The following is a 19553-nucleotide window of genomic DNA, read 5'->3' as shown; positions in this document are numbered from 1 at the left end:
GCCGTTCATCCTTGCAGATTCGGCGCTGCTGATCCGCCCTGTGGGGCGGCCTTCACTCAACCGTTCACGTAGCTGTGGCTCAGTGGTCGCATGCCCAGGACGCCTTGGCGGCGGCCGCCTTCGCCTGCGTCCGCAGCGCCCGTACCGCTTCCGCCGGGTCCTCGGCCCCGTAGACGGCCGAGCCGGCCACGAAGACGTCCGCTCCCGCGTCCGCGCACCGCTCGATCGTGGAGGCCGAGACGCCGCCGTCGACCTGGAGCCACAGCTGCAGGCCGTGCTTGTCGATCAGCTCTCGGCTCCGACGGATCTTCGGCAGCATGATGTCGAGGAACGCCTGGCCGCCGAAGCCGGGCTCGACCGTCATGATCAGCAGCATGTCGAGTTCCGGCAGCAGGTCCTCGAACGGCTCGATCGGCGTCGCCGGCTTGAGCGCCATGGAGGCGCGGGCGCCCTTGGCCCGGATCTCCCGGGCCAGCCGCACAGGAGCGGCGGCCGCCTCCACGTGGAAGGTGACCGAGGAGGCGCCCGCCTCGACGTACTGCGGCGCCCACCGGTCGGGGTCCTCGATCATCAGATGGCAGTCCAGCGGGGTGTCCGTCGCTCGTGCCAGGGACTCCACGACCGGCACGCCGAGCGTGAGGTTCGGGACGAAGTGGTTGTCCATGACATCGACATGGAGCCAGTCGGCGCCTTGGACCGCCTTGGCCTCCTCCGCGAGGCGGGCGAAGTCGGCGGACAGGATGCTGGGGTTGATCTGGGCCATGACCCAAGCCTGCCATGCCGCTGCGCCGGGCCGAAACGGCGGTCCGTCGGGGTCGTCCGCTGTCCGCGAGTGGGCGGGGCCGGCCGCACCCCGCGGCAAAGCCGCACACCGATACGGCCCGCGCCCCTGGGTCGGCTGCCCTCGGCGGTGATTCAGCCCGTTCTGCGGATCAGGGCCAGGTACATCGCGTCCGTGCCGTGCACATGCGGCCACAGCTGGACGTCCGGGCCCTCGCCCAGGGCGGGCACGCCGGGCAGCAGCGGACGGGCGTCGATCAGCTCCGTCTGCGGGTGCTGTTTGAGGACGTCGGCGACGACCGCGCGGGTCTCGGCGAGGTGCGGCGAGCAGGTCGCGTAGCCGACGACCCCGCCGACGCGCACCGAGTCGAGCGCGGTGCGCAGCAGGGCGCGCTGGAGGGGTGCGAAGTTGTCCAGGTCCTCCGGGCGCCGCCGCCAGCGGGCCTCCGGCCGTCGGCGCAGCGCGCCGAGCCCGGTGCACGGCACGTCCATGAGCACGCGGTCGAAGGTGCCGGGCCGCCACGGCGGCCGGGTCCCGTCGGCGGCGACGACCTGGTACGGCCCCGGGTTGCCGGCGAGTGCCTTGGCGACCAGGCCCGCCCGGTGCGGCTGCTTCTCGGAGGCGAGCAGAGTGGCTCCCCGTTCGGCGGCGAGGGCGGCCAGCAGCGCGGCCTTGCCGCCGGGCCCGGCGCACCCGTCCAGCCACCGGCTGTCCGAGCCCTCGACGGGCGCGTCGGCGAGCGCGAGCGCGACCAACTGGCTGCCCTCGTCCTGCACCCCGGCCCGCCCCTCGCGCACGGCCTGCACGCGGCCGGGCTCACCGCCCTCGGCGAGCCGCACGGCGTACGGCGACCAGCGCCCCGGCACGGCGGCGTCCTCGCGCAGCAGTTCCTCGGCGGTGGCTCGCCCCGGCCGCGCCACCAGGGTCACCTCGGGCCGTTCGTTGTCGGCCTCCAGCAGGTCCTCGATGCCGGCGCGGCCGCCGCCGAGGGAGTCCCAGAGCGCCGAGACGATCCAGCGGGGATGGGAGTGCACGACGGCGAGGTGGGCCTCGGGGTCCTCCTCGTACGGCGGTGCGACCTTCTCCAGCCATCCGTCGAGGTCGTCCTGGGCAACCTTCCGCAGCACGGCGTTGACGAACTTGGCCCGCCCGTCGCCGAGCACCACCCGCGCCAGCTCGACGGTGGCCGACACGGCGGCGTGCGTCGGGATGCGCGTGCCCAGCAGCTGGTGCATGCCGAGGCTGAGCACGTCGAGGACCGGCGGGTCGACCTCGCCGAGCGGCCGGTCGACACAGGCGGCGATCACCGCGTCGTACGTCCCCTGCCGACGCAGCGTGCCGTACACCAGCTCGGTGGCGAGGGCGGCGTCCCGCGCGTCGAAGTCACCCTTCTCGCGTGCCTTGCGCAGCAGCGGAGGAAGGACGAGGTTGGCGTACGCGTCCCGCTCGTCGACCGCGCGAAGCGCCTCGAAGGCCAGGATGCGGACGGGGTCCCTCTGCGGACGGCGGTAGGGCTTGGCGGGCCTGCGGGGGCGCCGGGACTGCTCGCTCACGAAAAAGGTGCTCCGGATGTGAAGAAGGGGATGCGCCTCCCAGCGTACGTCGGCGCACCCACGCCTCCGGCTGCCGGGGCCTCAGCCGCCGAGCGTCTCGCTCTCGGCGATGCGCACGCCACGCGCCCAGTCGGCAGCGCGCATGGGCTTCTTGCCCTGGGCCTGCACCCAGAGCAGTTCGACGGCATACGAACCGGTGCCGACGTGCACGCTGTTCTTGCCGGCGGCCATCTGTCCGGGCGCGAGGTCGGTGCGCTCGGGCACGGGCGTGACCTGGATCAGCTTGAGCCGCTCGCCGCGGAAGGTGGTCCAGGCGCCGGGCGCCGGGGTGCAGCCGCGCACCACCCGGTCGACGCGCAGCGCGGGCGCGGCCCAGTCGACCTTGGCGTCGTCCACGGTGATCTTCGGCGCGACCGTGACGCCCTCGGCCGGCTGCGGTACGGCCTTCAGGGTGCCGTCCTCGATGCCGTCCATGGTCGCGGCGAGCAGTCCCGCGCCCGCGAAGGCGAGCCGGGTGAGCAGGTCGCCGCTGGTGTCGGTGGGCCGGATCTCCTCGGTCACGGTGCCGTAGACGGGCCCGGAGTCCAGTCCCTCCTCGATGAGGAACGTCGACGCCCCGGTGATCTCGTCGCCGGCCATGACGGCGTGCTGCACCGGCGCCGCCCCGCGCCAGGCGGGCAGCAGCGAGAAGTGCAGGTTGACCCAGCCGTGGGTGGGGATGTCGAGGGCGACGCGCGGCAGCAGGGCGCCGTAGGCGACGACCGGGCAGCAGTCCGGGGCGATCCGGGTCAGCCGCTCCAGGAACTCGGGGTCCCTCGGCCTGGCCGGCTTCAGCACTTCGATCCCGGCCTCCTCCGCCCGCTCGGCCACGGGCGACGCGACCAGCCTGCGCCCGCGCCCGGCCGGCGCGTCGGGCCGCGTGACGACGGCGGCGACCTCGTGCCGCCCGGAGGCGATCAGAGCGTCCAGAGCGGGAACGGCGACCTCGGGGGTACCGGCGAAGACGAGCTTCATGGGCGGGATCGGGCCTCTCGGGCGGGGGGCGAAGGGGCAGCGCACCAGTCTATGACCTCGGGAGGATCGAGGCCGCCGACGACGAGCAACCGCCGGGGTCCGTGCGGCCTCTTGGCCGGCGGGAAACGGACGGTGTGCGCGCGTGAAAGCACAACCCCGCAGCGCAGACGGCGCGCAACAGCCCGGACCGGCGTACGCATATGCCCGTACGCCCCCACCCCGTGACCAGCGGAGCGCCCACGCGTTGGTCAAGAAAGAGTTGACCACATAGGGCCGCTTTCTCGGCCCGATTCCTTTCAACGCCGGTTCGAGAGGCTTGTTCATGGCCGACCACGCAACCCACGACGCCCAGGCCCGGGCCAGCCTGCACTTGCTGGTGCGGGACATCGAGCGGGTCCGCCGGCAGGTGGACGCGCTGCGCACGCTCACCGCCCAGTTGGGCAACGTCTACCGCCCGCGCCGCTCCGGCCCGTCCACGGGCTTCGTCGTCTACGGACGCGCCCCCGCGCCGACGGTGCGCCTCGCCCAGGAACTCCGCGACAGTGTCGAAACCCTGGTCACCGCGGCCGTGGACTTCGACCGCTCGCTCGGCTTCTCGTGGGACGCGGTGGGCTCGGCTCTCGGCGTCACCAAACAGGCGGTGCACCGCCGTTACGGCGCCCGCCGCGCCGCGGCCCAGGCGGCCGCCGAGGCCGAGCGGGCCGCGGAGCCGTCCGGCGCCCGCACGGTCAACTCCGGCCTGCCCACGGTCCCGACGGTCCCCGCCGCCCGCTCGATGCCCACGCAGCCGACCGCGGGCAGCCAGTCCCTGCGCGACGACACCCGCCCCACGGCCTTCCCCGGTCCGCGCAACCCCTGATCCACGGCGGACCGACCGCTACGCCCTCTCCCTGCCCTCCCGGACGTCCGGGAGGGCAGACGTGCGCAGGACGAACCAGCCACCGGCACCCACCGACGGCCTGCAGGCCTGCCGGCCTCTCACCCGATGTCCGGCGGATCGATCCGCACCCGCACCGCCTCCCCGCTTCCCCGCGCCATACGCGCGGCCTGCGCGGTCTTCAGCGCGGCGGCCAGGGCGGACCCGCTGCCCGGCGGCACCCGCACCAGCGCCCGGTCCCAGTGCTCACCCGGCGGCGGCGCTCCGGGCCTGCGGGGTCGGCCGGGCGGCGTCGGGGGTACCGGCACAGGCCCCAACACCTCTGCGTCGGGCGGCAGTTCCACCGAGGCAAGGAACTCGGAGACGGCCGCGGGCATCCCGGAAACCGCCGCCATCCGGGACACCGGCGGGAAGCCCAGCTCGGCCCGTTCGGCCAGTTCCCGCACTGCGTGCCCGACCGGGTCCCAGCGCACCAGCGCCTGCACCGGCCGCAGGGTCGGCTCGGCCACGACGACCACCGTGCCCCCCTCGCTCTGCGGCCGCACCAACGCTCCCGCCGCGATCCACCGGCGCAGCGCGTCCTCACCGGCCCGCAGGTCGGGCCGTACGAGCATGGCCCAGCCGTCCAGCAGGAGGGCCGCCGAGTAACCGCCCTCGGCGACCGGTTCGGCCCCCGGTGTGCTCACCACCAGCGCGGGCGTGTCCGGCACCGTGTCCAGCACGTGCTCCCGCCCCGAGGTGCGCACCGGGACGGCGGGGAAGGCCCGCCCCAGTTCCTCGGCCGTCCGCCGTGCCCCGACGACCTGGGCGCGCAGCCGGAAGCCACCGCACTCGGGGCAGTGCCAGGCGTCCTCCTCGCGCCCGCACCAGCCGCACCGCAGCACTCCCGCGTCCTGCCCCTGAAGCGGCCCGGAGCAGTGCCGGCAGCGGGCGGGGGCACGGCACCGCGCGCAGGCCATGCGGGGGGCGTAACCGCGCCGGGGCACCTGCACCAGCACAGGCCCCTGCCGCAGCCCCTCGCGGGCCGTCTGCCAGGCGAGGGTGGGCAGCCGGGCGGCGCGGGCGGCCTCGTCACGCGCGAGGTCGTCGTCCCCGACGGTCCGGACCAGGGGCGCGGCCCGGCGCACCTGGTCCCGGCCGGCGGCCAGCGGCCGGGCCCAGCCGCTGTCCACGAGCTGGGCGGCCTCGACGGTGCAGGAGAAGCCGCCGAGCAGGAAGGCGCACTTGTCCAGCGCGGCGCGCAGCAGCAGCACGTCGCGCGCGTGCGGCTGCGGGGCATGCTGCTCGCTGTGGCTGTCGTCGCCGTCGTCCCAGATGGCCACGAGCCCCAGGTCCCGCACGGGCGCGAACATGGCGGCCCGGGTCCCGACCACGGCCCGTACGGACCCCCGCCGCACGGCGAGCCACTGCGCGTACCGCTTCTCGGGTCCGGCGTCGGCGGTGAGCAGCGCGTGCCGGCCGGTTCCGAGCAGCGCGGTGAGCGCGGCGTCGACACGCGTGGCGGCCCGGCCGTCCGGTACCACGACCAGGGCGCCGCGTCCCGAGGCGAGCGTGGCGGCGACGGCGCGGGCCAGTTCCTCGCCCCACAGCGGGCCCGGCAGCGCGGTCCAGACGGCCCTGGGCGAGCCGCCGGTGGCGAGTGCCTGGAGGAAGGCGCTTCCGTGCTCGTAGCGCCCCCAGGAGGCCGCCTCGGGCGCTTGCGGCGGGGGCAGTGGCGCGGGGGACGGCCGCTGCTCCGCTCGGGCGCTCCGCGGCGGCACGGCCAGTTGGAGGACGTCGGCGAGGCTTCCCGCGTACCGGTCGGCGACGGCCCGCGCGAGGCCGAGCAGTTCCCCGCTCAGCACCGGCTCCGGCGAGACGACCTGGGCCAGTGCGGCCAGCGGACCGCTGTAGTCGGACTGGGCGCGCCGCTCCACGAGGAAGCCGTCGATGAGCCCGCCGCCCTCGCGGCGCCCCTCGCGCACCCGGTGCCGCCCGGCCCCGAACCGCACCCGCACCCGAACGCCCGGCTGCGCGTCGGCGTCCAGCTCGGCGGGCACGGCGTAGTCGAAGTACCGGTCGAGGTGCAGCACGCCCTTGTCGACGAGCACCCGGGCGACGGGCAGCTCCTCGGCGAGCGCGGCTCCGCGCCAGGTGCGCGGCTTGGCCCGTGGCGCCCGCGCCTTGCGCACGCTCTCCCGGATCAGCGCGAGCTGCTCCGGCGGCACCCCTTCGGCCCCGCCGGCCCCCGGCTCGTTCTCGCTGCTCACCCTTGCATTCTTACCAAACGGCACCGACAGCCGGCCTGCGCCGGCGAACGGCTCCCGTGATCACCGGCCGCGCCCAGGCTCCGCCCCATGACGCATCCCGCCTCCAACCCGATGGACGAGGGTGCGCGTACGCCTCGCGGAGCGGCGGCACGAACAGCTGACGACGGGCGCGGTCGCGGGGTACGGCGAGCGCGGCGACGTCGCCGTCTCGACGGCGCCCCCCCGGCGAGCCACCTGGGCGGAAGGGCCGTCGGGAGGGGCAGGAGACGCGGATCGGGATCGCGGAGATCGACCGTCCGCGGCGTCGGATCCGGCGGGCGCCCGCCGACCGGCCTCGGACACGAGCGGTGGCCCGGCACACCAGGGGCCGCCGACGCCGGCACCCGGACGGGGCGAAGCCCGGCCCCCGGCGAAGGGGAACCGGGCCTCGCCGCGGACCGAGGGTCTACAGACCGACCGCCGCGCGCAGGGCGTCCACGCGGTCCGTGCGCTCCCAGGTGAAGTCGGGCAGCTCGCGGCCGAAGTGACCGTAGGCCGCCGTCTGGGCGTAGATCGGGCGGAGCAGGTCGAGGTCGCGGATGATGGCGGCCGGACGGAGGTCGAAGACCGCGTCGATCGCCTTCTCGATCTTCTCTGCGTCGACCTTGGCGGTGCCGAACGTCTCCACGAACAGACCGACCGGCTCGGCCTTGCCGATCGCATAGGCGACCTGGACCTCGCAGCGGGAGGCCAGGCCCGCCGCCACCACGTTCTTGGCGACCCAGCGCATCGCGTACGCCGCCGAGCGGTCAACCTTGGACGGGTCCTTGCCGGAGAAGGCTCCGCCGCCGTGGCGGGCCATGCCGCCGTAGGTGTCGATGATGATCTTGCGGCCGGTCAGGCCGGCGTCGCCCATCGGGCCGCCGATCTCAAAACGGCCGGTCGGGTTGACCAGCAGGCGGTAGCCCTCGGTGTCCAGCTTGATGCCCTCGTCCAGCAGCGCCTTCAGCTCCGGCTCGACGACGAACTCGCGGATGTCGGGGGCGAGCAGCGACTCCAGGTCGATGTCGGAGGCGTGCTGCGAGGAGACGACCACCGTGTCCAGGCGGACGGCCTTGTCGCCGTCGTACTCGATGGTGACCTGCGTCTTGCCGTCCGGGCGCAGGTAGGGAATGGTGCCGTTCTTGCGCACGTCCGACAGCCGCTTCGACAGGCGGTGGGCCAGGAAGATCGGCAGCGGCATCAGGGTCGGCGTCTCGTCGGAGGCGTAGCCGAACATCAGGCCCTGGTCACCGGCGCCCTGCCGGTCCAGCTCGTCGTCGTCGCCCTCGACCCGGGCCTCGTAGGCCGCGTCGACGCCCTGCGCGATGTCCGGGGACTGCGCGCCGATGGAGACCGACACACCGCAGGAGGCGCCGTCGAAGCCCTTCTTGGAGGAGTCGTAGCCGATCTCGAGGATCTTGCTGCGGACCAGGGTCGCGATGTCCGCGTAGGCCTTGGTCGTCACCTCGCCGGCCACGTGCACCAGGCCGGTGGTGATCAGCGTCTCGACGGCGACCCGGGAGGTCGGGTCCTCGCGCAGAAGCGCGTCGAGAATCGTGTCGCTGATCTGGTCAGCGATCTTGTCGGGGTGACCCTCGGTCACGGACTCCGAGGTGAACAGGCGACGGGACACAACGCTCCCTGGGGTTGCAGCGGCTGCTGGCTGATCATTTGCGGTCGACGCGCAGGGCTGCGCCCGGCGTCGGCCATGAACAGTTTATCGGTCGCACTCGGCCGATGGGTCACCTGTCTCGCCTCTCGGGAGCGCTGTGACCTGCGGCACGGGCATTCTGCCCAATGCCGGGCGGCATTGGCCAGGGACGCCACACCCGAATTCTGTCCGACGTGCACCTGCCGCCGTCGCCGCCCGGGCGTCAGCCCAGGCGCTGTACGACGAGGTCCCAGACGACGTCGGCCAGCGCTTCCTTGGGGCCTTGAGGCACGGGGGTCTCGCTGCCGTCGGCACCCAGCACCACGGCCTCGTTCTCCTCGGAGCCGAACGTCTTGCGCTCCCCGACCTCGTTGACCACGAGCAGGTCGCAGCCCTTGCGTGCGAGCTTGGCGCGTCCGTTGGCGAGGACCTCGTCGGTCTCGGCGGCGAAGCCGACGACCACCTGGCCGGGGCGTGCGCGCTCGGCGGAGATCTCCGCGAGGATGTCGGGGTTGCGTACCAGGACGATCGGGTCGGGGTCCTGGCCGTCCTTCTTCTTGATCTTGCCGGTCGCGTAGGCCGCCGGGCGGAAGTCCGCGACGGCTGCGGCCATGACGACCGCGTCGGCGTCCGCCGCCGTTTTCAGCACGGCCTCGCGGAGCTGGACGGCCGTGCCGACCGGTACGACGTCCACGCCCGCCGGGTCGGGCAGGCCGGCGTTGGCGGCGATCAGGGTGACCCGGGCCCCGCGGGCGGCTGCGGTGCGGGCGAGGGCGTAGCCCTGCTTGCCGGAGGAGCGGTTGCCGAGGAAGCGCACCGGATCCAGGGGTTCGCGGGTGCCGCCGGCGGAGACGACGACGTGCCGCCCCTTCAGGTCGGGCTCGGTGACGCCCCGGAGCAGCACCCGGCGGCAGACCTCGAAGATCTCCACCGGGTCGGGCAGCCGGCCCTTGCCGGTGTCGACGCCGGTGAGCCGGCCGACGGCGGGCTCGATGACGACGGCGCCGCGGCGGCGCAGCGTGGCCACGTTCTCCTGGGTGGCCGGGTGCTCCCACATCTCGGTGTGCATCGCGGGCGCGAAGACGACCGGGCAGCGGGCGGTGAGGAGGGTGTTGGTCAGCAGGTCGTCGGCGAGGCCGTGGGCGGCCTTGGCAAGCGTGTCGGCGGTGGCGGGCGCGACCACGACCAGCTCGGCGTGCTGGCCGATGCGGACGTGCGGGACCTCGTGGACGTCGTCCCAGACCTCCGTCGCCACGGGGTTGCCGGACAGGGCCGACCAGGTGGCGGCGCCGACGAAGTGCAGCGCCGAGGCGGTGGGCACCACGCGCACGTCATGGCCCGACTCGGTGAATCTGCGCAGCAGCTCACAGGCCTTGTAGGCGGCGATGCCGCCGCTGACCCCCAGGACGACCTTCGGCTTGTCCACGCTCACTCCCCGGACTCGGAACCGTGCACCCCCAATGACACACCACAGGCCCGGCAGACGGACTGCCGGGCCTGTGGACAAGTCGATCGCACTCTGACAGTACGACCGCGAAGTGCTACTGCGCCGGGCCCTCGACGGCCTCGGAGGTCAGCAGGCCGGCGTTGATCTCACGCAGGGCGATCGACAGCGGCTTCTCGTGGACGTGGGTGTCGACGAGGGGACCGACGTACTCGAGCAGGCCCTCGCCGAGCTGCGAGTAGTACGCGTTGATCTGGCGGGCCCGCTTGGCCGCGTAGATCACGAGGCTGTACTTCGAGTCGGTGGCCTCAAGCAACTCGTCGATCGGCGGGTTGATGATGCCCTCGGGCGCGGTGATGGAAGAGGACACGCTCTACCTTCCGATGGGTGGGAAAAGTTCATTCATGACCACGGACCGTGATCACACGACATCCATCAAGGCTAGCAGCTCGCGTGCCACGTCCTCGACGGAGGTGTTGACCAGGGTCGTATCGAACTCCGGCTCGGCCGCCAGCTCGGTCCTGGCCGCCTCCAGGCGGCGCTCGATGACCTCGGGCGGCTCGGTGCCCCGGCCTGTCAGCCTGCGCACCAGCTCCTCCCAGGAGGGCGGAGCCAGGAACACCAGCTGGGCGTCCGCCATGGACTCCCGCACCTGCCGAGCGCCCTGGAGGTCGATCTCCAGGAGGACGGGCTCCCCCTTCTCCAGCCGCTCCTGCACGGCCGCGCGGGGCGTGCCGTAGCGGTTGCCGGCGAACTCGGCCCACTCCAGCAGCTCGCCGTTGGCGATCAGCTTGTCCATCTCCTCGTCGGTGACGAAGAAGTAGTGGACTCCGTGCTGCTCGCCGGGGCGCGGCTTGCGGGTGGTGGCCGACACCGAGAGCCAGACCTCGGGGTGTTCCTTGCGCATATGGGCGACGACCGTGCTCTTGCCGACCCCCGAGGGGCCGGAGAGCACGGTCAGCCGCGGACGTTCACTCATGCAGCGATTATTCCAGCAATCCCGGAGTGCCCGGGACTCCCGGTCCGACTCCCCCTGCACGGGGAGGCGGGCTCAGGAACCGGTGCTGCCGAACTCACGCTCCAGGGAAGCGATCTGGTTGGAACCGAGACCGCGCACGCGGCGGCTCTCGGAAATGCCCAGACGCTCCATGATCTGCTTGGCGCGGACCTTGCCCACGCCCGGCAGCGACTCGAGCAGGGCGGAGACCTTCATCTTGCCGATGACGTCGTTCTCCTGGCCCTGCTTGATGACCTCGTGCAGGGAGGCGCCGGAGTGCTTGAGTCGATTCTTGACCTCGGCCCGCTCCCGGCGAGCCGCGGCGGCCTTTTCGAGCGCGGCTGCGCGCTGTTCGGGGGTAAGGGGCGGAAGAGCCACGCCTACGTCACCTCGGATGTCGAACTGTCGGATACGGACCGGTGAGGAACCTAGTCGCCCCACACCTGGGGAGCCACGAGCAACACGCTGCGCCCGTTCTCCCCCACTACCTCATGGGTGTGGGGGTGTCCCCACAGCTCGGAGACTAGCGGTCAAGTCCGCCAGAGTCAGCGAGAACAGCGGAAAAGTCCTGGTCAGCCTCCGTCAGGTCGGATATTTCAGACATTCTGCCCTCGATTTGAGCATGTATTCACACTCAAGTCGTCGGCCGGACCGCTCGGCAGAGCACTCCTCAGTGGTGTCAGGCGCCGGAAACGGCCGACCTGACCTCCTCCGCGAAGCGCTCCGCGGCCGCGCGCAGCGCCCCGGCATCGGGACCGTGACGCAGCACACCCCGGCTGACGTTGGGCACGACGTTGCGCACCGCCGGCCCGAACACCTTCGGAAGATCGGCCGCCGTGGCACCCTGCGCGCCGACTCCGGGCGCGAGGAGCGGGCCGTTGATGGCGAGGTCGTACGACGACAGGTCGCCGACGGTGGCGCCGACGACGGCGCCGAAGGAGCCCAGGGGCTCCTCCCCCGCGTTCTCGGCGGCGAGGTGGGCCAGCATGGTGGCGCCCACCGTCCGGCCGTCCGCGCGCACCGCGTGCTGGACCTCGGGGCCCTCCGGGTTGGAGGTCAGAGCCAGCACGAAGAGACCGGTGCCGCTCTCCCGGGCCAGCGCCACGGCCGGACTGAGCGAGCCGTACCCGAGGAACGGCGAGACCGTCAGGGCGTCGGAGAACAACGGTGCGTCCTTGCGGAGGAAGGCCTCGGCGTACCCGGCCATGGTCGAGCCGATGTCACCGCGCTTGGCGTCCATCACGACGAGGGCGCCTGCCGCGCGCGCCTCCAGCACGATCTTCTCCAGCACGGCGACACCGCGCGAGCCGAAGCGTTCGAAGAAGGCGCTCTGCGGCTTCATCACGGCGACCCGGCCGGCCACGGCCTCCACGACCGTGCGGCTGAACCGCTCAAGACCCGCCACGTCGTCGTTCAGGCCCCACTCGGCGAGCAGGGAGGCGTGCGGGTCGATGCCGACGCACAGCGGGCCGCGCTCGTCCATGGCGCGGCGCAGGCGGGCACCGAAGGGCTCCATCGGGCTCATGCGGGCTTCCTCACGTCTGCGCCGACCGCGTCGGCAAGGGTGGCGTAGGGGCTGGTGCGCAGGCGGGCGGCGAGGCCCTTGTGGAGGGCACGGCACCAGAAGGGGCCCTCGTAGATGAAGGCGCTGTACCCCTGGACCAGCGTGGCCCCGGCCAGGATGCGCTGCCAGGCGTCTTCGGCGGTCGCGATGCCGCCCACGCCCACGAGGGTGATCCGGTCGCCCACGCGCGCGTACAGACGGCGCAGGACCTCCAGCGAGCGCGCCTTGAGCGGGGCGCCGGACAGGCCGCCGGTCTCCTTCACCAGCGAGGGCGCGGACCTCAGACCGAGCCCCTCGCGGGCGATGGTGGTGTTCGTGGCGATGATGCCGTCCAGGCCCAGCTCCACGGCCAGGTCGGCGACTGCGTCGATGTCCTCGTCGGCGAGGTCCGGGGCGATCTTCACCAGGAGCGGGACGCGCCGGCTCGCGACCGTGCGGTCGGCGGCCTCGCGGACGGCGGTCAGCAGCGGGCGCAGATGGTCGACCGCCTGCAGGTCGCGCAGGCCGGGCGTGTTCGGCGAGGAGACGTTGACGACCAGGTAGTCCGCGTACGGCGCGAGACGCTCGGCCGACTTCACGTAGTCGCCGACGGCCTCCGCCTCCGGGACGACCTTGGTCTTGCCGATGTTGACGCCCACGACGGTCCTGAAGACGGGCTCGCGGGTGGCCAGCCGGGCGGCGACGGCAAGGGATCCGTCGTTGTTGAAGCCCATCCGGTTGATCAGCGCGCGGTCCGGAACCAGGCGGAACAGTCGCTTCCTGGGGTTGCCGGGCTGCGGCTCGCCGGTGACCGTGCCGATCTCGACGTGGTCGAAGCCCAGCATCGACATCCCGTCGATCGCGACGGCGTTCTTGTCGAAGCCGGCGGCGAGCCCGAAGGGACCGTGCATCCGCAGCCCGAAGGCCTCCGTGCGCAGCTCCTTGTGGCGGGGCGCGAGGGCGGCCGCGACGAACGTGCGCAGCACGGGGACGCGGACGGCGAGACGGATCCAGCGGAAGGCCAGCTGGTGGGCCTTCTCAGGGTCCATCCGTTTGAAAACCAGACGGAAGAAGAGCTCGTACATCTGTGTGTCCTCATGAAGAGGGGGACACCGTTTCCGGTGTCCCCCTCGGGGCTGCTAGTCGCGGGCGGCGGTCAGGTGCTCCGCGTGTTCCTGGAGCGAGCGGACGCCCACGTCGCCGTGGTTGAGGGCGTCGATGCCCTGGACGGCCGCGGCGAGGGCCTGGACGGTCGTCAGGCACGGGACCGAGCGGGCCACGGCCGCCGTACGGATGTCGTAGCCGTCGAGGCGGCCGCCTGTGCCGTACGGGGTGTTGACGATGAGGTCGACCTCGCCGTCGTGGATGAGCTGGACGATGGTCTTCTCGCCGTTCGGCCCGGTGCCCTCGGACTGCTTGCGCACGACGACGGCGTTGATGCCGTTGCGCTTGAGGACCTCGGCGGTGCCGGAGGTGGCCAGCAGCTCGAAGCCGTGGGCGACCAGCTCGCGCGCCGGGAAGATCATCGAGCGCTTGTCGCGGTTGGCGACCGAGATGAACGCGCGGCCCTTGGTGGGCAGCGGGCCGTAGGCACCCGCCTGCGACTTGGCGTACGCCGTGCCGAAGACGGAGTCGATGCCCATGACCTCGCCGGTGGAGCGCATCTCCGGGCCGAGGACGGTGTCCACGCCGCGGCCCTGGATGTCGCGGAAGCGCGACCACGGCATGACGGCCTCCTTGACCGAGATCGGCGCGTCCAGCGGCAGCTCGCCGCCGTCGCCGTTCTTCGGCAGCAGCCCCTCGGCGCGCAGCTCGGCGATGGTCGCGCCCAGCGAGATCCGGGCGGCGGCCTTGGCGAGCGCCACAGCGGTGGCCTTCGAGGTGAAGGGGACCGTACGGGAGGCGCGCGGGTTGGCCTCCAGGACGTAGAGGATGTCGCCGGCCATCGCGAACTGGATGTTGATCAGTCCGCGCACCCCGACACCGCGCGCGATGGCCTCGGTGGATGCGCGCAGGCGCTTGATGTCGAAGCCGCCGAGGGTGATCGGGGGCAGGGCGCACGCCGAGTCGCCGGAATGGATGCCGGCCTCCTCGATGTGTTCCATCACGCCGCCCAGGTACAGGTCCTCGCCGTCGTAGAGCGCGTCGACGTCGATCTCGATGGCGTCGTCCAGGAACCGGTCGACGAGGACCGGCCGGGAGGGGCTGATCTCGGTGGACTCGGCGATGTAGGCGGCGAGGCGGGTCTCGTCGTAGACGATCTCCATGCCGCGCCCGCCGAGGACGTACGACGGCCGGACCAGGACCGGGTAGCCGATCTCGTCGGCGATGGCCTTGGCCTCGGCGAAGGTGGTGGCCGTGCCGTGCTTGGGGGCGGGCAGGCCGGCCTCGGCGAGGACGCGGCCGAAGGCGCCGCGGTCCTCGGCGGCGTGGATCGCCTCGGGGGACGTGCCGACGATCGGCACGCCGTTGTCCTTCAGGGCCTGCGCGAGGCCGAGCGGGGTCTGGCCGCCGAGCTGGACGACCACGCCGGCGATCGGGCCCGCGAGCGACTCCGCGTGGACGATCTCCAGCACGTCCTCGAGCGTGAGCGGCTCGAAGTACAGGCGGTCTGAGGTGTCGTAGTCGGTGGAGACGGTCTCCGGGTTGCAGTTGACCATCACGGTCTCGTACCCGGCGTCCGACAGCGCGAAGGAGGCGTGGACGCAGGAGTAGTCGAACTCGATGCCCTGGCCGATGCGGTTCGGGCCGGAGCCGAGGATGATCACCGCGGGCTTCTCGCGGGGCGCGACCTCGGTCTCCTCGTCGTAGGAGGAGTAGAAGTACGGCGTCCGCGCGGCGAACTCGGCGGCGCAGGTGTCGACCGTCTTGTAGACAGGGCGGATGCCGAGCGCGTGCCGGACCTCGCGGACGACGTCCTCGCGCAGGCCGCGGATCTCGCCGACCTGCTGGTCGGAGAAGCCGTGCCGCTTGGCCTCGGCGAGCAGCTCGCGGGTCAGCTCCGGCGCCTCGGCCAGCTCGTCCGCGATCTCCTTGATCAGGAACAGCTGGTCCACGAACCACGGGTCGATCTTGGTGTACTCGAAGACCTCCTCCGGGGTGGCGCCCGCGCGGATGGCCTGCATGACCGTGTTGATCCGGCCGTCGGTGGGCCGTACGGCCTCGCGGAGCAGGGTCTCCTTGTCACCCGGGTCGCCGACGAAGGTGAACTGGCTGCCCTTCTTCTCCAGCGAGCGCAGCGCCTTCTGGAAGGCCTCGGGGAAGTTGCGCCCGATGGCCATGGCCTCGCCGACCGACTTCATGGTGGTGGTCAGCGTGGAGTCGGCCTGCGGGAACTTCTCGAAGGCGAAGCGCGGGGCCTTGACGACCACGTAGTCGAGGGTGGGCTCGAAGGAGGCCGGGGTCTCGGCCGTGATGTCGTTCGGGATCTCGTCCAGCGTGTAGCCGACGGCCAGCTTGGCGGCGATCTTGGCGATCGGGAAGCCGGTGGCCTTGGAGGCGAGCGCGGAGGAGCGCGACACACGCGGGTTCATCTCGATGACGATCACGCGACCGTCCTCGGGGTTCACCGCGAACTGGATGTTGCAGCCGCCGGTGTCGACGCCGACCTCGCGGATGATCGCGATGCCGACGTCGCGCAGCACCTGGAACTCGCGGTCGGTCAGCGTCATCGCGGGCGCCACGGTGATCGAGTCGCCGGTGTGCACGCCCATCGGGTCGAAGTTCTCGATGGAGCAGACGACCACGACGTTGTCGTGCTTGTCGCGCATGAGCTCCAGCTCGTACTCCTTCCAGCCGAGGATGGACTCCTCCAGGAGCACCTCGGTGGTCGGGGACAGCGTGAGGCCCTGGCCGGCGATGCGGCGCAGCTCCTCCTCGTCGTGGGCGAAGCCGGAGCCGGCGCCGCCCATGGTGAAGGAGGGGCGGACGACGACCGGGTAGCCGCCGAGCGTCTCGACGCCCTGGAGGACGTCGTCCATGGTGTGGCAGATGACCGAGCGGGCGGACTCGCCGTGCCCGGTCTTCCTGCGGACCTCCTCCACGACGTCCTTGAAGAGGTCGCGGTCCTCGCCCTTGTGGATCGCCTCGGGCTTGGCGCCGATCAGCTCCACGCCGTACTTGGCGAGGACACCGTTCTCGTGCAGGGAGATGGCGGTGTTGAGCGCCGTCTGGCCGCCCAGGGTGGGCAGCAGGGCGTCGGGGCGCTCCTTGGCGATGATCTTCTCGACGAAGTCCGGGGTGATCGGCTCGACGTAGGTGGCGTCGGCGATCTCCGGGTCGGTCATGATCGTCGCCGGGTTGGAGTTGACGAGGACGACGCGCAGGCCTTCGGCCTTGAGCACGCGGCACGCCTGCGTGCCGGAGTAGTCGAACTCGGCGGCCTGGCCGATGACGATCGGGCCGGAGCCGATGACCAGGACGGACTGGATATCGGTGCGCTTAGGCACGCTGGCCCTCCATCAGGGAGACGAAGCGGTCGAACAGGTAGGCGGCGTCGTGCGGGCCCGCTGCCGCTTCGGGGTGGTACTGGACGGAGAAGGCCGGCTGGTCGAGCAGCTGCAGCCCCTCCACGACGTTGTCGTTCAGACAGACGTGCGAGACCTCGGCGCGGCCGAACTCGGTCTCGCTGACCTTGTCGAGCGGCGCGTCCACGGCGAACCCGTGGTTGTGCGCGGTCACCTCGACCTTGCCGGTCGTACGGTCCTGGACCGGCTGGTTGATGCCCCGGTGGCCGTACTTCAGCTTGTAGGTGCCGAAGCCGAGGGCGCGGCCGAGGATCTGGTTGCCGAAGCAGATGCCGAACAGCGGCGTCCTGCGCTCCAGGACGGCGGTCATGAGGGCCACCGGTCCGTCGGCGGTCGCCGGGTCACCGGGGCCGTTCGAGAAGAACACACCGTCCGGGCCGACCGCGTAGACCTCGTCGGCGGTGCTGGTGGCGGGCAGGACGTGCACCTCGATGCCGCGCTCGGCCATGCGCTGCGGGGTCATGCCCTTGATGCCGAGGTCGATGGCGGCGACGGTGAAGCGCTTCTCGCCGATCGCGGGGACGACGTACGCCTCCTTGGTCGCGACCTCCTCGTACAGGCTCGCGCCCTTCATGTACGGCTGGGCCTGCACGCGTGCGAGGAGGCCGGAGTCGGCGGCGATCGCCGCGCCGGAGAAGATCCCGGCGCGCATGGAGCCGCGCTCGCGCAGGTGACGGGTCAGCGCCCGGGTGTCGATGCCCGAGATGCCGACCACGCCCTGGCGCTCCAGCTCGTCGTCCAGCGAGCGCTTGGCCCGCCAGTTGGACGGAACGCGCGCGGGGTCGCGCACGACGTAGCCGGAGACCCAGATGCGGCTCGACTCGTCGTCCTCGTCGTTCCAGCCGGTGTTGCCGATCTGCGGGGCGGTCGCGACGACGATCTGGCGGTCGTACGACGGGTCGGTCAGGGTCTCCTGGTAGCCGGTCATGCCGGTGGAGAACACGGCCTCGCCGAAGGTCTCCCCCACGGCCCCGTAGGCACGGCCGCGGAAGATGCGGCCGTCCTCCAGGACGAGTACGGCGGGAACCCTCTCGGCTCCCCTTGTGGAGGTCGTCATCGTGCGCCTTCCGTGTCGTTGATCATCTGGTTCAGGGTGTCGACCCACTCGGTGTGCTCGGCCGCGTGGTCGGAGCGGAAGCCGGAGTCGATCAGCTTGTCGCCCAGCTCCCAGGTGACCACCAGCAGTCCGCCCTCGGTGAGGACCTTGCCGGCGATGCCCTTGTCCAGCCGGGCGCCGCGCAGGGCCGGGGTGGGGACGAAGAAGTCGGTCGCACCGGGGCGCTCGACCTCCAGGCCCGCATCGGTCAGGGTGAGCTCGGCCCGGCTGCGGGTGCCCAGGCCGTGGGCCACGATGCGGTCCAGCCACTGCCCTGCCGTGGTGGAGCCGTGGTAGCGGCCGCTCATGCTCAGTTTCACCGGGCCCGTCCCGTCCGGCGCGCCGGGCGGCTCGGGCAGGTCGCTCTGGAGCGTGCCGCGCCACTTCCAGCCCTCGCGCATCAGCCAGTAGACGAGCGCGATGAAGAGGGCGAGTCCGACGAGCCAGCCGATGCGGGCCGGCCAGTCGGTGACCGGGGCCGACTTCTCCGCCTCGGCCAGCAGGATTACAGGTGTCACGTGAGCTTCCCGTCGACGAGCGTGGCCTTGCCCCGCAGCCACGTATGCGTCACACGGCCCGGCAGCTCACGCCCCGCGTAGGGGGTGTTGCGGCTGCGCGAGGCGAAGCCCGCGGGGTCCACCTGACCACGGTATGCCGCATCGACCAGGGTGAGGTTGGCAGGCTCACCGACCGAGACGGGACGGCCGTGTCCGGCGGCCTGTCCGATCTGCGCGGGCTTGAAGGACATCCGGTCGGCGACACCGGCCCAGTCCAGCAGGCCCGTGTCGACCATGGTCTCCTGCACGACCGACAACGCGGTCTCCAGGCCGACCATGCCCATGGCGGCGGCGGCCCACTCGCAGTCCTTGTCCTCGTGCGGGTGCGGGGCGTGGTCCGTGGCGACGATGTCGATCGTGCCGTCGGCGAGGGCCTCGCGCAGGGCGTGCACGTCGCGCTCGGTGCGCAGCGGCGGGTTGACCTTGTAGACGGGGTTGTAGGTGCGCACCAGCTCGTCGGTGAGGAGCAGGTGGTGCGGGGTCACCTCGGCGGTGACCTGGATGCCGCGGGACTTGGCCCAGCGGACGATCTCCACGGAACCGGCCGTGGACAGGTGGCAGATGTGGACGCGGGAGCCGACGTGCTCGGCGAGCAGCACGTCCCGGGCGATGATCGACTCCTCCGCGACGGCCGGCCAGCCGCCCAGGCCCAGCTCGGCGGAGACGACGCCCTCGTTCATCTGGGCGCCCTCGGTCAGCCGCGGCTCCTGCGCGTGCTGGGCGACGACACCGCCGAAGGCCTTCACGTACTCCAGCGCGCGGCGCATTATCACCGCGTCGTCCACGCACTTGCCGTCGTCGGAGAAGACGGTGACGCCGGCGGCGGACTCGTGCATGGCGCCCAGTTCGGCGAGCTTCCTGCCCTCCAGGCCGACGGTGACGGCGCCGATGGGCTGCACGTCGCAGTAGCCGTGCTCCTGGCCCAGCCGGTAGACCTGCTCGACCACACCGGCGGTGTCGGCGACGGGGAAGGTGTTGGCCATGGCGAACACGGCGGTGTAGCCGCCGGACGCGGCCGCGCGCGTGCCGGTCAGGACCGTCTCGGAGTCCTCGCGGCCGGGCTCACGCAGGTGGGTGTGCAGGTCGACCAGGCCCGGCAGCAGCACCTTGCCGGCGGCCTGCACGACCTCGGCGTCCCCGGCGGACAGCCCGGTGCCCACCCCGGCGATCACCGCGCCGTCGATCAGCACGTCCTGCGGCTCGCCGCCGAGCACCTTCGCACCACGGATCAGGATCTTGCTCAT

At 72.3% G+C, this 19553-nt stretch carries 16 protein-coding genes; 1 reads left to right on the top strand and 15 read right to left on the bottom strand.

Annotated elements, in window-relative coordinates:
• Positions 1–79 precede the first annotated feature (79 nt).
• The 3 genes from rpe to fmt form a co-directional block, all read right to left on the bottom strand.
• A complete protein-coding gene (gene rpe / locus AC5WRT_RS13295) occupies positions 80–763 on the bottom strand; it encodes a ribulose-phosphate 3-epimerase (RefSeq protein WP_496093332.1) in 684 nt (227 codons plus the stop codon).
• Positions 764–915: 152 nt separating this feature from the next.
• A complete protein-coding gene (locus tag AC5WRT_RS13290; protein ID WP_496093333.1) occupies positions 916–2334 on the bottom strand; it encodes an RsmB/NOP family class I SAM-dependent RNA methyltransferase in 1419 nt (472 codons plus the stop codon).
• Between the two features lie 81 nt (positions 2335–2415).
• On the bottom strand, positions 2416–3348 hold the full coding sequence (gene fmt / locus AC5WRT_RS13285) for a methionyl-tRNA formyltransferase (RefSeq protein ID WP_496093334.1): 933 nt from the start codon (positions 3346–3348) through the stop codon (positions 2416–2418).
• Between the two features lie 322 nt (positions 3349–3670).
• On the opposite strand from fmt, the gene AC5WRT_RS13280 reads away from it, so the two are divergent.
• On the top strand, positions 3671–4207 hold the full coding sequence (locus tag AC5WRT_RS13280) for a hypothetical protein (RefSeq protein ID WP_496093335.1): 537 nt from the start codon (positions 3671–3673) through the stop codon (positions 4205–4207).
• A 119-nt stretch (positions 4208–4326) separates the two neighbouring features.
• Here AC5WRT_RS13280 and AC5WRT_RS13275 read toward each other — a convergent pair whose 3' ends face one another.
• The 12 genes from AC5WRT_RS13275 to AC5WRT_RS13220 form a co-directional block, all read right to left on the bottom strand.
• The gene (locus AC5WRT_RS13275; RefSeq protein ID WP_496093336.1) at positions 4327–6474 is read right to left on the bottom strand and encodes a primosomal protein N'; all 2148 of its coding nucleotides are present in this window, start codon (positions 6472–6474) and stop codon (positions 4327–4329) included.
• A 445-nt stretch (positions 6475–6919) separates the two neighbouring features.
• Positions 6920–8128, bottom strand: coding sequence for a methionine adenosyltransferase (metK, locus tag AC5WRT_RS13270; protein ID WP_496093337.1), 1209 nt, complete (start codon positions 8126–8128; stop codon positions 6920–6922).
• A gap of 241 nt (positions 8129–8369) precedes the next feature.
• Complete coding sequence (coaBC, locus tag AC5WRT_RS13265; protein ID WP_496093338.1) at positions 8370–9572, bottom strand: bifunctional phosphopantothenoylcysteine decarboxylase/phosphopantothenate--cysteine ligase CoaBC; 1203 nt, start codon at positions 9570–9572, stop codon at positions 8370–8372.
• Between the two features lie 115 nt (positions 9573–9687).
• Complete coding sequence (gene rpoZ, locus AC5WRT_RS13260) at positions 9688–9960, bottom strand: DNA-directed RNA polymerase subunit omega (RefSeq protein WP_003982715.1); 273 nt, start codon at positions 9958–9960, stop codon at positions 9688–9690.
• A 51-nt stretch (positions 9961–10011) separates the two neighbouring features.
• Entirely contained in the window at positions 10012–10629 is a 618-nt protein-coding gene (gene gmk, locus AC5WRT_RS13255) for a guanylate kinase (protein ID WP_496100236.1), read from the bottom strand.
• A 12-nt stretch (positions 10630–10641) separates the two neighbouring features.
• A complete protein-coding gene (locus tag AC5WRT_RS13250; RefSeq protein ID WP_003977346.1) occupies positions 10642–10965 on the bottom strand; it encodes an integration host factor in 324 nt (107 codons plus the stop codon).
• Positions 10966–11266: 301 nt separating this feature from the next.
• Positions 11267–12112, bottom strand: a complete 846-nt coding sequence (gene pyrF / locus AC5WRT_RS13245) for an orotidine-5'-phosphate decarboxylase (protein WP_496093340.1) — start codon at positions 12110–12112, stop codon at positions 11267–11269.
• Positions 12109–13215, bottom strand: coding sequence for a quinone-dependent dihydroorotate dehydrogenase (locus AC5WRT_RS13240; protein ID WP_496093341.1), 1107 nt, complete (start codon positions 13213–13215; stop codon positions 12109–12111). The genes pyrF and AC5WRT_RS13240 overlap by 4 nt, the downstream gene beginning before the upstream one ends.
• 54 nt (positions 13216–13269) lie before the next feature.
• The gene (carB, locus tag AC5WRT_RS13235) at positions 13270–16578 is read right to left on the bottom strand and encodes a carbamoyl-phosphate synthase large subunit (RefSeq protein ID WP_496100235.1); all 3309 of its coding nucleotides are present in this window, start codon (positions 16576–16578) and stop codon (positions 13270–13272) included.
• On the bottom strand, positions 16571–17713 hold the full coding sequence (gene carA / locus AC5WRT_RS13230; protein WP_496093343.1) for a glutamine-hydrolyzing carbamoyl-phosphate synthase small subunit: 1143 nt from the start codon (positions 17711–17713) through the stop codon (positions 16571–16573). Before carA ends, carB begins: the two co-directional genes overlap by 8 nt.
• Positions 17710–18270: a PH-like domain-containing protein gene (locus AC5WRT_RS13225; protein WP_496093344.1), complete on the bottom strand. Its 561-nt coding sequence runs from the start codon at positions 18268–18270 to the stop codon at positions 17710–17712. Before AC5WRT_RS13225 ends, carA begins: the two co-directional genes overlap by 4 nt.
• The gene (locus tag AC5WRT_RS13220) at positions 18267–19553 is read right to left on the bottom strand and encodes a dihydroorotase (RefSeq protein ID WP_496093345.1); all 1287 of its coding nucleotides are present in this window, start codon (positions 19551–19553) and stop codon (positions 18267–18269) included. The genes AC5WRT_RS13225 and AC5WRT_RS13220 overlap by 4 nt, the downstream gene beginning before the upstream one ends.

Source organism: Streptomyces sp. NTD91 (assembly GCF_059510455.1).
This window is presented reverse-complemented; position numbering and strand designations above follow the sequence as displayed.